The 12783-nt window shown below is 71.7% G+C and carries 12 protein-coding genes; 5 read left to right on the forward strand and 7 right to left on the reverse strand.

Features of this window, described 5'->3' with window-relative positions; all coding sequences use genetic code 11:
- Window positions 1-134 precede the first annotated feature (134 nt).
- The gene (locus ACZ58N_RS21180) at window positions 135-686 is read left to right on the forward strand and encodes a GNAT family N-acetyltransferase (protein ID WP_471162056.1); all 552 of its coding nucleotides are present in this window, start codon (window positions 135-137) and stop codon (window positions 684-686) included.
- Here ACZ58N_RS21180 and ACZ58N_RS21185 read toward each other — a convergent pair.
- The 6 genes from ACZ58N_RS21185 to ACZ58N_RS21210 form a co-directional block, all read right to left on the reverse strand.
- Window positions 683-2251, reverse strand: a complete 1569-nt coding sequence (locus tag ACZ58N_RS21185; RefSeq protein ID WP_471162059.1) for a type VI secretion protein — start codon at window positions 2249-2251, stop codon at window positions 683-685. The genes ACZ58N_RS21180 and ACZ58N_RS21185 overlap by 4 nt on opposite strands.
- Before the next feature lie 2 nt (window positions 2252-2253).
- Window positions 2254-3669 carry an ATP-binding protein gene (locus tag ACZ58N_RS21190; RefSeq protein WP_388896209.1) on the reverse strand — a complete coding sequence of 472 codons (1416 nt, stop codon included), beginning with the start codon at window positions 3667-3669 and terminating at the stop codon, window positions 2254-2256.
- 19 nt (window positions 3670-3688) lie between these two features.
- Window positions 3689-5251 (reverse strand): SCO6880 family protein, encoded by a 1563-nt coding sequence (locus ACZ58N_RS21195; RefSeq protein ID WP_471162063.1) that lies wholly within the window; start codon window positions 5249-5251, stop codon window positions 3689-3691.
- Window positions 5248-6504, reverse strand: a complete 1257-nt coding sequence (locus tag ACZ58N_RS21200) for a hypothetical protein (protein ID WP_471162066.1) — start codon at window positions 6502-6504, stop codon at window positions 5248-5250. The genes ACZ58N_RS21195 and ACZ58N_RS21200 overlap by 4 nt, the downstream gene beginning before the upstream one ends.
- Before the next feature lie 70 nt (window positions 6505-6574).
- Complete coding sequence (locus ACZ58N_RS21205; RefSeq protein WP_471162069.1) at window positions 6575-7408, reverse strand: hypothetical protein; 834 nt, start codon at window positions 7406-7408, stop codon at window positions 6575-6577.
- Between the two features lie 102 nt (window positions 7409-7510).
- The gene (locus ACZ58N_RS21210; RefSeq protein WP_053676383.1) at window positions 7511-7819 is read right to left on the reverse strand and encodes a hypothetical protein; all 309 of its coding nucleotides are present in this window, start codon (window positions 7817-7819) and stop codon (window positions 7511-7513) included.
- Window positions 7820-8221: 402 nt separating this feature from the next.
- On the opposite strand from ACZ58N_RS21210, the gene ACZ58N_RS21215 reads away from it, so the two are divergent.
- Window positions 8222-8824, forward strand: coding sequence for a hypothetical protein (locus tag ACZ58N_RS21215; protein ID WP_471162072.1), 603 nt, complete (start codon window positions 8222-8224; stop codon window positions 8822-8824).
- 145 nt (window positions 8825-8969) lie between these two features.
- Window positions 8970-10142 carry an alpha/beta fold hydrolase gene (locus ACZ58N_RS21220; RefSeq protein ID WP_471162074.1) on the forward strand — a complete coding sequence of 391 codons (1173 nt, stop codon included), beginning with the start codon at window positions 8970-8972 and terminating at the stop codon, window positions 10140-10142.
- A 203-nt stretch (window positions 10143-10345) separates the two neighbouring features.
- Here ACZ58N_RS21220 and ACZ58N_RS21225 read toward each other — a convergent pair whose 3' ends face one another.
- A complete protein-coding gene (locus tag ACZ58N_RS21225; protein WP_471162077.1) occupies window positions 10346-11167 on the reverse strand; it encodes a pentapeptide repeat-containing protein in 822 nt (273 codons plus the stop codon).
- A gap of 91 nt (window positions 11168-11258) precedes the next feature.
- On the opposite strand from ACZ58N_RS21225, the gene ACZ58N_RS21230 reads away from it, so the two are divergent.
- Both ACZ58N_RS21230 and ACZ58N_RS21235 read left to right on the forward strand, forming a co-directional pair.
- Window positions 11259-11867, forward strand: a complete 609-nt coding sequence (locus ACZ58N_RS21230) for a LysE family translocator (RefSeq protein WP_389705153.1) — start codon at window positions 11259-11261, stop codon at window positions 11865-11867.
- A 69-nt stretch (window positions 11868-11936) separates the two neighbouring features.
- On the forward strand, window positions 11937-12734 hold the full coding sequence (locus ACZ58N_RS21235) for a thioesterase family protein (RefSeq protein ID WP_471162080.1): 798 nt from the start codon (window positions 11937-11939) through the stop codon (window positions 12732-12734).
- The last annotated feature ends 49 nt before the right edge of the window (window positions 12735-12783 follow it).

The raw sequence follows: 12783 nt of genomic DNA on the forward strand, positions 1-12783 counted from the left end.
GGGGGGACCCTGTGGGAGAGTAGGACGCCGCCGAACAATCATTGTGGAAAGCCCCGTACCGGGATACCGGTACGGGGCTTTTCTGCGTTCACGGGCCGATGAGTTTCCCGGATCTCGGTCTAGGATTCCCGGTCATGGACCAGCATTCGATACGTTCCGTACGTGCCGGCGAGTGGCGGCAGGTCAAGGAGCTGCGTATTTCCGCGCTCAAGGATCCGGCGGCCCCCGTGGCTTTCCTGGAGACCGTCGAACAGGCGGAGGCCCACCCCGACACGTTCTGGCAGCGGAGGGCGGAAGGCGCCTCGCACGGGCGGACGGCCGGACAGTTCGTCGCCGAGGTGCCCGACGGGAGCTGGGGCGGGAGCGTGACCGTGCTGGTCGAGGAGGCCGGGACCGTCGACATCTTCGGGCAGGGCGTCGAGCAGGGACAGGGGCACCTCGTCGGGGTGTTCGTACGCGAGGAGTGGCGCGGCAGCGGGATGGCGGGAGCGTTGCTGGCCGCCGCCGTCGAATGGGCGTGGTCTGCGGAAGGGCCGGCCGTGGAACGGGTGCGGCTCTTCGTGCACCGGGACAACGCGCGGGCCGCCGCCTTCTACCGGCGGTTCGGGTTCGTCGCGAGCGGGCGCATCGTGCGGCTGGACTCGGGCGCCGAAGAGCACGAGTACCTGCTCCGACGGCCGGTCTAGCGCGGATCGAAGGAAGCCTGCGGCCAGCGGGCTCGGGCCTGTTCCCGGCTGCGGCACAGTGCCAGGAGGGGGAGCGTGTCGTCGTCGAGGAGATCCGGGAGCTCCGGGATCGGGGCGACGGCCGCGACATCCTCCAGGACCAGGGTCAGTGGTGGGTCGAGCCGACCGTGGGATGACCGTGCGGCCATGCGCCGGCCGTGCTCGACCACGCTGGAGGCGAGTGCGGTCAGCAGCGGCATCGCACCCGGGTGGGAGCGGGGGTCTTCGAGCGGTTCACCCACCACGTAGAGGCTGCCCCCCTCGGTCACGAACGAAGCCAGGGTGAGCGAATCCGTTCGATTGGGATTGCAGGCCTCACGGATGTGGATCGACGTGAGCGAGCTCAGGGCGCGGGCCGTCAGTTGGAGGGCCTGTTCCCGGCGCTCCGGGTGGGACGTCAGGGCGCTCTCCAGCTCGCCGGCCGTACCCGCCGCCGCGCGGGGGTGCGTGCGGAGGATCCGTACCGGGTCCTGGGCCGAGGTGCCCTGGGCCCAACGGTGCAACTGCTTGAACGGGCGCTCTTCGAGCGCGGCCGCCTGGAGCCAACTACGGAGGAGCGTTTCCGCGGTGTCCGCGAGCACCGAGTCGATGCGGGCCTGGGGCCGTACGGGGGCCAGCAGGGCCGCGGCGCGGGCGGCGGCGGTGTCACGGTCCGCGCAGCCCTCGGCGGGATTCCAGTGCATGCGGGACGGGGTGTCGCACAGGTGCGAGGGATCGTAGAGGAGGACCGGGCCGAGCTTGGCCCGGGCGTCCTTGGTCTCCGCCCATAGAGCCGGCGACGACGTGACGACCAGGACCGCGCCCTCGGCCGCGGCGATGGCGTCCGCGGCGAGACGCTGGCGGGATGCCGGGACGTCGTAGGCCAGGCCCGCGGGGGTCCGGGTCGTCGCCGTGGTGGCGGTACCGGCGGGGGCCGGGGTCCCCGCCGGGGTGGCCGGTGCGTAGCCGAAGCCGTAGCGGTACGCCTCGTCCACGGGGGAGGGGCGGGGCGCGGGCGGGGCGGGCGGGGCTGTCGTCGCGGCGGGGACCGGAGCCGGAGCCGGCGTCGGAGCCGGTGTGGGAGCGGGGGCCGGCGGGGTGGCCGGGGCCGCCGTCTGTGTCGGGACGGGGGCCGGGGCCGTCGCCGGTTGCGGGAGCGGGGCCGGGGGCGCGGTGCGGGCGGCCTTGCGGCGGGCTTTCGTGCGGGCCACCACGCCCAGGGTGAAGATCGTCAGGACCAGGAGGACCAGGAGCTGGCCGATGAACAGGCCCCAGAACAGCCCCCAGCCCGGGAGGGCGGAAGGAGCGGTGGCGGGCCAGGCCGCCGCGATGTCGTGCGGCTCCGCTATCAGGGCGCGGACGGCCTCCGGGGTGCTGCGGAAGGTGACGGTGTCCGGCCAGGCGCCCTTCGCGAAGAACGCGGCGAGGCCGGTGGCCGACCAGACCATGACGGCGATCCCGAGGAGGAAGGCCAGCAGGCCGATGAGGAGTCCGTCGGGGACGCCGCCGGCTCGCGCCGGGGGCTCCGTACGTCCGGCATGGGGCACGGTCAGGCCACCGTGGTCGCTGAACCGGGGCCGCTGTGGCGGTGGCGTTCCATGTACAGGGCTCGTTCCTCCGCTTCGAGTTCGGCCGCCAGGAGTTCGTCGGGGAGCTGCGGGCCGGAGGACTCCGTCATCGCGCGGTCCGTGTAGACGAGGGGACGCTCGGCTTCGGTGATGAGGTGCTTCACGACTTGAACGTTGCCGTTGACGTCCCACACGGCGATGCCCGGGGTGAGCGTCGGGATGATCTCCACGGCCCAGCGGGGCAGACCGAGTACGAGGCCGGTGGCGCGGGCCTCGTCGGCCTTCTGGGCGTAGATGGTGCGGGTCGAGGCCATCTTGAGGATGGCCGCGGCTTCACGTGCGGCCGCTCCGTCGACGACGTCGGAGAGGTGGTGGACGACGGCGACGAAGGACAGGCCGAGGCGGCGGCCGAACTTCAGGAGCCGTTGGAAGAGTTGCGCCACGAACGGGCTGTTGATGATGTGCCAGGCCTCCTCGACGAGGAAGATGCGCTTCTTCCGGTCGGGGCGGATCCAGGTGTGTTCCAGCCAGACGCCGACGATCGCCATGAGGATCGGCATCGCGATGGAGTTGCGGTCGATGTGGGACAGGTCGAAGACGATCAGCGGGGCGTCGAGGTCGATGCCGACGGTCGTGGGGCCGTCGAACATGCCGCGCAGGTCGCCGTCGACGAGGCGGTCGAGGACGAGCGCCACGTCGAGGCCCCAGGCCCGGACGTCGTCTATGTCGACGTTCATGGCCTCCGCGGACTCGGCCTCGGGGTGGCGGAGCTGGTCCACGATGTCGGTGAGGACGGGCTGGCGGTCCCGGATGGTGGCGACGACGTAGGCGTGCGCGACCTTGAGGGCGAAGCCGGAGCGTTCGTCGAGGCCGTGGCCCATGGCGACTTCGATGATGGTCCGGAGCAGCGCGAGCTGGCCGGTCGTGGTGATCGCCGGGTCGAGGGGGTTGAGGCGGATCCCGTCGTCGTTCGCGGCGATCGGATCCAGGCGGATGGGGGTTATTCCCAGCTGCTGGGCGATCAGGTTCCACTCGCCGACGCCGTCCTCGCCCTGTGCGTCGAGGACGACGACCTGGCGGTCACGGAAGCGGAGCTGGCGCAGGACGTAGGTCTTTTCGAGGGCCGACTTGCCGTTTCCGGACTCGCCGAGGACCAGCCAGTGGGGGGCCGGGAGCTGCTGGCCGTACAGCTGGAACGGGTCGTAGATGTAGCCCTTGCCGCTGTAGACCTCGCGGCCGATGATGACGCCGGAGTCGCCGAGGCCGGGGGCGGCGGTGGGCAGGTACACGGCTTGCGCCTGCCCGGTGGAGGTGCGTACGGGCAGGCGGGTGCTTTCCACCTTGCCGAAGAGGAAGCTGGTGAAGGCGTCCGTCAGAGCGGTCATGGGATCTCGCATGGGCGGCACTTCCCTCCAGCTAGCGTCGGATGCCGGTGGCGAACGGCAGGGTGTTGACGAAGGCGCGGTGGTGCTCGCGGTCGCACCACTCCAGCTTCAGGTAGGACTTGCCGGCGGAGGCGCGGATGGTGCGCTTGTCGCGGGCGAGGGCCTCCGGGGATCGCGAGGACACCGTGATGTACCCGACCAGGTTGACCCCCGCAGCGCCGCTGGCGAGATCTTCACCCCTTTGGTCGAGTCGGCCGTGGGCGGCGATGTCGCGGGGGTCGACGGTGCGGTTCATCTTCGCGGCGCGGGAGGCGTCGGCCTCGTCGTTGGTCTTCTCCGTGAGCATGCGCTCGATGGCGATCTCGGTGGGTTCGAGGTCCATGGTGACGGCGACGGTACGGATGACGTCCGGGGTGTGGACGAGGAGCGGGGCGAGGAAGTTCACGCCGACCGGGGTCATCGGCCACTCCTTGACCCAGGCGGTGGCGTGGCACCAGGGGGCGCGGGTGGAGGACTCGCGGGTCTTGGCCTGGAGGTAGGTGGGCTCCACGGCGTCGAGTTCGGCGGGCCAGGCGTTGCGCTTCGTCATGGCCTGGATGTGGTCGATGGGGTGGTCCGGGTCGTACATGGAGTGCACGAGGGAGGACAGGCGGCCCTGGCCGAGGGGCTGGCGGACACGGATGTCGGCCTCGGCGAGGCGGGCGCAGATGTCGGTGAGTTCGCGGGCCATGACGATGGCGAGGCCGGAGTCGCGGTCGAGCTTGCGGCCCTTCTGGGGGCTCGACGCGCGGGCGATGGCGACGGCTTCGGCGGCCAGGTCGCGGGTGTAGTGCATGCAGGCGACGAGGTACGCGCGGTGCTGCTCGGAGGACGTCGACACCATCGACTGGAGTTGGTCGTAGGAGTCGCGGAGCCAGACGGGGGCGTGGGTGTCGCCGCGCTGGGCGACGTCCTTCGCGTGGGCGTCCGGGTCGGCCGGGAGGGTGCGGGCGAGCATTTGGAGACGGGTGACGAAGCCGTCGCCGTTCGCCACGTGCTTGAGGAGGGTGCCGAAGCGGTCGACGAGGGCCTCCTGGTCCTCGCTGTCGCGCAGACCGACGCCGGGGCCCTCGATCTCGATGGCGGCGGTGACGGTCCGGCGGTCCGCGTGGAGGAGCACGGCGATCTCGTCGGGGCCGAAGGGCGCGGCGAGCCAGTTGATGCGGCCGATGCCCGGGGGTGGGCCGACCTCGACCTCGCGGCCGTCGGCGGCGCGGGTGCCGGCTTCGACGACCGAGGAACGGTAGGTGGCGCCGCGGCGCAGGATGCGCTTGTAGCTGCGGCTGATCTCGAACCAGCGGTAGAAGGTGCGGCCCTTGTACGGGACGTACACGACGGCCAGGGCGAGCATGGGGAAGCCGACGAGCGCGACGATGCGCAGGGTGAGGTCGGGGACGAGCAGGCCGCTCATCATGCCGAAGAAGGCGCCGGCGATGATCAGGGCGATCTCGCCCGTTTCGCGGTTCTTTCCGACGATCGCGTTCGGCCGGGCCCGGCCGATGAGATACGTGCGGCGGGGTGTGATCGGGTGGAGCTGGTGGGACTGGGTCGTCAACGCCCGTCACCTCCTGTGTTCCTCGTGCTGGAGCCGGTGCGGGGCGGGGGTGCGGCGGGAGGGACGGAGCCGCTGCCGGAGCCGCGGCTGCTGTGGGCGGCCATGCCTCCGGAGATCTGGTTGCCGCCGCTCCCGCCGCTGCCTCCGTCGGCGCGGTGGGCGCCGCCGCCGCGGCTGCTGTGGGTCTTGATGCCCTGCGAGACGAGGGAGGCGGGGGAGCTGATGACGGCGGCGGCCTGGGCGCCGTCGGTGGCCTTGGAGCGGTTGCTGCGGGCGGAGGCGATCTCGTCGCCGAAGCCGGGGACGAAGCGGTAGATCATCGCGGACGCGAAGATCGCGAGGAGGATGATCGCCAGTCCGGAGACGACGGCGGAGAAGGCGTCGGGGCCCTTGTCGCCGGCGAGGGCGCCGGCGAGGCCGAGGACGATGACGATGACCGGCTTCACGAGGATGACGGCGATCATGATGCCCGCCCAGCGGCGGACGTGGCCCCACATGTTGCGGTCGACGAGGCCCGCGTAGACGACGGTGCCGAGGAGGGCGCCGACGTAGAGGAGGGCGGCCCGGATGACGAGCTCCAGCCACAGGATGCCGGCGGCGAGGACCGTGACGAGGGACACGACGATCAGCATGATCGGGCCGCCGCCGATGTCCTCGCCCTTCTTGAGGGCCTCGGTGAAGGAGCCGAAGAAGACGTCGGTCTGACTGCCGGTGGCCGAGGCGATGACCTCGGTGACGCCGTCGGTGGCGGACACGACGGTGTAGAGGATCAGCGGGGTGAAGGCGGAGGCGAGGACGGTCAGCCACAGGAAGCCGATGGCCTCGGAGAGGGCGGTCGTCAGGGGGACGCCGCGGACGGCCCGCTTGGCTACGGCGAGGAGCCACAGGACGAGGGTGAGGATGGTGGAGGCGGCGAAGACGACCGCGTACTGCTGGAGGAAGGCGGGGTTGGTGAAGTCGACGTTGGCCGTGCCCTTTACGGCTTCGCTGAGTTTGCCGACGATCCAGGCGGCGGCGTCGGCGCAGCCGCGGGCGAGGGAGGAGAGGGGGTCGAGGGCGCTGGCACTGCCGTCACTGGGGGCCAGGCCATTGCCCGTGGCACCGCTGGAGGTTCCGGTGTCACTTTCGCAGTACTGCTTGGACGGGCCGTCGAGCAGACCACAGGGGTCTTTGCTCGGCGAGGGCGTCGCGCCGGGCGAGGGCGTGGTACTTGGAGTTGGAGTCGGTGCGGCTTGGGCGGTACCGGACGACATCACTAGAACGATGTGGAGCGAGGCGAAGGCAGATGCAGGCCAAGCCTTGACCCGGAGCCTGCTCGTACTCTTAGCGGGCATAGGTGAACCCTCCGAACTCCTGGATGGCCTTGCTCATGTCATCGGAGGTCGATACGGGCACGTCACCGGGGACCGGCACAGGGCCGTCCTGCTGGGTGTCGTCAACAACTCTCCACCCGTCATCTACCCAGCTCAGCTCGAAGGTCCAGGTCTTCCAGATAGTCCTAACAGGGTCAATGGACTTTGCGCCCGACATGCCGATCAGGCCCGTGTACCACACAGCGATCTTCGAGGCAGTGGGGCTGTACGACTCGACCTTCGTGCCGATTGGCACCGTTCGGGATACGAACGTACTGTCCTGCGGCGGGTTGCCGTTTCCGTCCAGACCGAGCTTCGCCAAAAATGCCGGCGAGTAGGCCCCATCCTGCGGACCCTTGAGCCGGGCCGCGGCGTCCGGAGTGTAAATCCCTTCCACCAACAGGTGTCGAGCCTGCTTCTTGAACATCGCGTCGGAGCCGAGCGCCACCGCGAAGTTCGCGGCGGCCGATTGGGCGCCCTGTTCGTCACGGGCGAAGCCCTTCGGGATTTGACCCTTCGGAGTGGTTACCGGCGGCACGCCCGTCGCGGTGGTGGCGGAGTCCGTCGGGGGTTTGTCCGAGGCCTGGTCCTGTGGGGGGTCCTGGGACTGGTTGGCGAAGGCGATGGCGGCGATGAGGAGGACCACCACACCGACCACCGTGACCAGACCGCGGGAGGCGCGGGGGGTGCGGCGGGGGGTGCCGTAGGAGTCGGAGGGGGAGTCCGGGAGGCGGGTGCGGGTTTGGCCCGTGCCGCCGACCTCGCCGTGGCCCGCGCCGCCGCCGTACTGGTCGTCGTTGCTCATTCCGTGTCCGCCCCCTCCGCCTCGTACGACGGTAGCGCTCGTTCCCGCGCGGACGCGGAGTGGTGATTCGCCATCAGGTACGACGGCCGCCGGGCTGCACGGCTAGACGGCCATTCCGTAGACGATCGTGAAGAGGGTGCCGAGGGAGCCGATGATGAAGACGCCCGTGAGGCCGGCCACGATGAGGCCCTTGCCCTGTTCCGCGCTGAACGTGTCGCGCAGGGCGGTCGCGCCGATGCGCTGTTTGGCCGCGCCCCAGATGGCGATGCCTAGGCAGAGGAGGATCGCAATGGCCATGACCACTTCGATCATGACCTTCGCTTCGTTGCCGAGACTGCCGAACGGCCCCCAATTCGGAGCGATTCCGCCGATGATGGTGGTGATGTCGCCCTTTTCCGCTGCCAGGATCATGTAACTCACCGCCCCTGTATGGGTAGTTCCGGTAGCCCGTGCCCGTCGGCAGGGGTCACGCACTATCTTCCCTGATGAAACCGTCGCCGTCGTCGACTTGGCGGCTCTCTTTACCCGTTCTCTCGGCCCTCGCCCGGTCCGTGCGCTCTGACCTGGGCGGGGGTGGGGTGCATGCGGAAGAACGTATGGTCACTCTGTGTATCACGGGGGGTGACCCCGGGCAATGATTGTCGGTTCGCCGTGCGGGGGGCCGGGTGAGGGGCGGCCAATCGGCGCATCGGTGCCGCGTGTCGTTGGGCCGAGCCGCTGACATGGTCCGACATTCCGTCAGTCGTTCCATTCTCATGGTCGGTTGCGCGGGATGCTTCGCCGCGTTCGGTTGCGCGAGGCGAGGAGAGTCGGATGGGTACTGCGGGGAAGACCGGGCTGCGGGCCTGGCTGGCCTGCGGGTTGGCCGTGCCGCTGGTGCTGGGGCTCACGGGCGGGCCTGCCTCGGCGACGGCCGCCGTGCCCGGGGCGGGCGCGTCGGTGACGGCGGCCGGTTCGGGTGGCGGCACGTGCGCGAAGAACGGGAGGGCGACGCGGGCGCAGGCATCGAAGGCCCCGGGGGCCGTCGGCAACGGGTGCACGGGGGCGCGCGGCGAGAAGGGGCCCAAGGGGCCCAAGGGTGATCGGGGGCCGGCGGGTCCGGCCGGGCCGGCGGGGCCGTGCGTGGACCTGGTCACGGTGCCGGGGCCGGGTACTTCCGAGTACAGCGCGGCGGTGACCAGGGGGCGGACGTACGTGGGGGCGCGGGCCACGGTGACGGGTGCGTACAGCTGGCGGGACCTGACCCGGCCCGAGGCGACCCCGGGGTATCCGCGGACCGCGTGCTCGGTGGCGCTGCGGCTGATCGGTGAGCGGGTGTACGTCAAGGTGCTCACCACGACGGGCGACGTCTTCGAGAACTGGTGCACGGCGACCCTGAGCTGTACGCAGGGATGGACGGCCGTGCGCAAGCCCTGACGGGGTGTCGGGGCGCGGGTGTCGCCGCGGCGCGGGGGCGCGTGGAGGCATGAGGGGCGCGTACGGGGGGTGGTGGGCGCGGGCGGGGGAGGCCGGGGAGGGGCGGTGGACGGCGGGTGTCGGTGGGATGCGGGAGGCTTGGGGGATGACGACTCCCTGGACTCTCGCGGACCTTGAGGCGGCCATTCGAGCGGGCTGGTCGGCCGAGACCTGCTCGCCCGACGACGTCGAGCGGGCGCCCTGGACCGCCGACAATCCGGCTTGGGGGCATTGCGACATCACCGCGTTGGTCGTGCAGGACCTCGTCGGCGGGGAGCTGATGGTCGGTGAGGTCTGGTCGGACGGGGAACAGCACGGCTACCACTGCTGGAACGTGCTGCCCGGCGGGATCCGGATCGACCTGACGCGGGAGCAGTTCCGGCGCGGGCAGACGGTGACGCCGGGGCGGCTGATGGGCAAGCGGCCGGGCGGGCGGCTGCCGCGGCGGTGGGAGGAGTACCAGCTGCTGCGGCAGCGGGTGGCGGAGAAGTTGGGTCCGCTGCCGGGCGTGGTGGAGGTCGCGGGGGCCGGGGTCGGTGGGCCCGGCCGGCGGGTGGTGTACACGGACTTCGGTGGGGCGGGGGCGCCGCTGCTGGCGCTGCACGGGCACTTCCAGGACGGACGGTCCTACGAACGGTTCGCCCGCGACGTCGGGCCGCGGTGGCGGGTGATCGCCGTGGACCAGCGGGGTCACGGGGCGTCGGACCGGGCGCCGGAGTACGGGCGTGAGGGGTACGTGGCGGACGCGGCCGCCGTACTGGAGCACCTGGGGCTCGGGCCGGCGGTGGTCATGGGGCACGGGCTGGGCGGGGTCAACGCGTACCAGCTGGCCGCTCGGCGGCCCGATCTGGTGCGGGCGGTGGTCGTCGAGGACATCGGGGCGGTGGTGGACGGCGACCTGTCCCACGTACGGGAGTGGCCGTGGCGGGCCGGTACGCGGGCCGCGTTCCTGGCGGGGGTGGGGAGCGCGGCCGATGCCCTGGCCGGGTCGCTGAGGGAGTACCCGGACGGGTGGGGGACGGCGTTCGTGCCCGGGGACGCGGTGGAATCGCAGCGGGGCCTGAACGGGGACCACTGGGCGGACTGGCTGGCGGTGCGGCAGCCGACGCTGCTGGTGCGGGGGGATCGGAGCGGGGTGCTGTCCGCGGAGCACGCGCGGGAGATGGCGGTGCGGAGGGGCGGGGTGCGGTTGGTGGAGTTGCCGGTGGGGCACGGGGTGCGGGCCGGGGACCCGGAGGGGTTCGGGGCGGTGGTGGCGGGGTTCCTGCGGAGGCTTTGAGGGTGGGGGCCGGTGCCGGTTCGCGGGCCTCGGGGCGGGGGTGCGCCGCTGCGCGGGGCGCGTCCCCGACCCGCCCTTTCGCCGTTTCCCGGGGGCTCCGCCCCCGGACCCCCGCGCCTCAAACGCCGGCGGGGCTGGGAACGGCGGGACCGGGAGTGAGGAGGGCCGGGGCCGGCGGGGCCCGTCCGATGCCCCGCCCACGGTTACGCCCAGTGCGACGGGCGCACGAGGGTGGGTGGGATGTGGGTTTCGGGGTTGCCCCGGGCGGCGTTCAGTTGGGGTTGGGTGAGGAAGAGGGTGTTGCGGAGGTCGGCGTCGCGGAGGTTGGTGTCGCGGAAGTCCGCGCCGATCAGGTCCGCGCCGCGGAGGTCGGCGCGGCGGAGGTCGGCCGCGATCAGGTAGGCGCCGCGCAGGTTCGCGCCGCGCAGGTCGGCTCCGGCGAGGCGGGCGCCCATCAGGTCGGCGCCGCGGTGGTTCTTCTTGCGGCCCGGGAGCGTCGCGCGGACCAGTTCGCTGGTGCGCAGGAGGAGGACGTTGATCTCCTGGCGGAGGGCGCCGACGTCCAGGGCGGCGAGGGTGGTGGCGTCCGACCGGGTCAGGGCCTCGGTCCGGGTCAGGAGGCGGCGCAGGTCCGGGTGGGCGGGGGCGGCTTCCGGGCGGGTCAGGGACTCGTTGACGTAGAAGAGGAGCTCGTGGAGTTGCCGCATCACCGGGAAGACCTCGAACATCGCGGCCTTGGTGTCGGGGGCGGTGCGCCAGTCCCGGCCGCCGAAGGTGACCTGGGAGACCTGCTGGCCGGCTCCGAAGCAGTCGAAGACGGTGCAGCCCTGGAAGCCCTTGTCGCGCAGGGCGGTGTGGATGCCGCAGCGGAAGTCCTGCCGGAGGTTCGTGCAGGGGGTGCCGGCCGGCTTGTTCACCGCGAAGTCGGTCGACTTCGCGAACGGCAGGGCGACGCAGCAGAGGGCGAAGCAGTTGGAGCAGTCGGCCTGGAGGACGGGAAGGGCGGGAAGGGCGGTGGTGGACACCGGTCCATTGTCGCTGGAGCGGGCTGCCCGGGCGGGCAACGATGGGCGGAATGCCTTGATCCGGCATGCGGGGAGCGGTGAGCATCCGTACATGACAGAAGTGATCGCAGTTGCCGTCATCACCCTGCTCGCCGTGATCAGTCCCGGTGCGGACTTCGCCATGGTCGTCAGGAACAGCTATTTGTACGGGCGTCCGACGGGGCTGTTCGCGGCCGCCGGCGTCGCGGCGGGGGTGCTGGTGCACGTCTCGTACACGATGCTCGGCGTCGGTCTGCTCATCGCGTCCTCCACCGCCCTGTTCACGGCGATCAAGCTGGCGGGTGCCGCGTACCTGGTGTGGATCGGGATCCGGACCTTCCGGGCGCGGGCCGAGTTGACCGTGGACCTGGAGTCGAAGCCGGGGCTGACCCCGCTCGGGGCGTTGCGGTCGGGCTTCCTGACGAACGTGCTGAACCCGAAGACGACGCTGTTCGTGGTGTCGACGTTCACGCAGGTCGTGAACCCGGGGACCTCGACGTGGCAGCAGGCCGGGTACGGGCTGTTCATGGCGGCGGCGCACCTGGTGTGGTTCGGTGCGGTCGCGCTGTTCTTCTCGGACTCGCGGCTGCGCGAGCGGATGTTGAAGGCGCAGAAGGCCTTGAACCGGGTGATCGGTTCGGTGCTGGTGGGGTTGGGCGTGGGGCTCGGGTTCGCCCGCTGATCCGGCCTGCCGACCCGGTCGCCGCGACGGGCTGGTGCCCCGGGTTACCTGTCGGTAGCGTGCGGTGGCATGGATGCTGCCGACGGGTTCTACGAGCGGGTCGACACGGGACGGTTCCGGGCGGGCGAGGCCACCCGCGGGCCGTGGGACGTGGGGTCGCAGCACGCCGGTCCGCCGGCCGCGCTGCTCGGGCGGGCGGTCGAGGAGCGGCCGGGCGGGCGCACGGACATGCGGATCGCGCGGATCACGTACGAGATCCTGCGGCCGGTGCCGATCGGCGGCCTGGAGATCACCACGAGCGTGCTGCGGTCCGGCCGCGGTACGGAGGTGGTCGAGGCGGCGCTCGTGCCGGAGGGCGCGGACGCGCCGGTGATGTTGGCGCGGGCGCTGCGGATCAGGGTCGCCGCCGAGCCGGTGCCGGCGGTGGCACCGGCCGCGCTGCTGCCGCCGCCGGGGGAGGTGGCGGTGACGCCGTTCTTCCCGGTGCCGTGGGAGACCGGCTACCACTCGGCGATGGAGACCCGTTTCACCGAGGGCGCCTTCACCGAGCTCGGGCCGGGTACCTGCTGGATGCGGATGAAGGTGCCGCTCGTGGCGGGGGAGGAGGTCCGGCCGTTGGACCGGGTGCTCGTCGCCGCGGATTCGGGGAACGGGATCAGCTCGGCCGTGGACTTCGGCCGGTACGTCTTCGTCAACGGCGACCTCAGCGTCCACCTGCACCGACACCCCGTCGGCGAATGGGTCTGCGTGGAGGCCCGGACGAGCGTGGACGCGGTGGGGATCGGGCTCGCGGACTCCCGGCTGCACGACGAGAAGGGGCCCATCGGTCGCGGCGCGCAGAGCCTGTTCGTGGCACCGCGTCGCTGAGGCGCCGATCCGCTCCGGCCGCGGCAGGTCCGCGATCTTCGCACGAGTC

Source organism: Streptomyces sp. NPDC040432 (genome assembly GCF_055595445.1).

What these genes read in the sequence shown, in the direction of transcription:
- ACZ58N_RS21210 (WP_053676383.1), bottom strand. Translation starts at nt 7,819, where the DNA reads ATGATCCTGGCAGCGGAAAAGGGCGACATCACCACCATCATCGGCGGA.
- ACZ58N_RS21235 (WP_471162080.1), top strand. Translation starts at nt 11,937, where the DNA reads ATGGATGCTGCCGACGGGTTCTACGAGCGGGTCGACACGGGACGGTTC.
- ACZ58N_RS21230 (WP_389705153.1), top strand. Translation starts at nt 11,259, where the DNA reads ATGACAGAAGTGATCGCAGTTGCCGTCATCACCCTGCTCGCCGTGATC.
- ACZ58N_RS21205 (WP_471162069.1), bottom strand. Translation starts at nt 7,408, where the DNA reads ATGAGCAACGACGACCAGTACGGCGGCGGCGCGGGCCACGGCGAGGTC.
- ACZ58N_RS21200 (WP_471162066.1), bottom strand. Translation starts at nt 6,504, where the DNA reads ATGTCGTCCGGTACCGCCCAAGCCGCACCGACTCCAACTCCAAGTACC.
- ACZ58N_RS21220 (WP_471162074.1), top strand. Translation starts at nt 8,970, where the DNA reads ATGACGACTCCCTGGACTCTCGCGGACCTTGAGGCGGCCATTCGAGCG.
- ACZ58N_RS21180 (WP_471162056.1), top strand. Translation starts at nt 135, where the DNA reads ATGGACCAGCATTCGATACGTTCCGTACGTGCCGGCGAGTGGCGGCAG.
- ACZ58N_RS21215 (WP_471162072.1), top strand. Translation starts at nt 8,222, where the DNA reads ATGGGTACTGCGGGGAAGACCGGGCTGCGGGCCTGGCTGGCCTGCGGG.
- ACZ58N_RS21190 (WP_388896209.1), bottom strand. Translation starts at nt 3,669, where the DNA reads ATGCGAGATCCCATGACCGCTCTGACGGACGCCTTCACCAGCTTCCTC.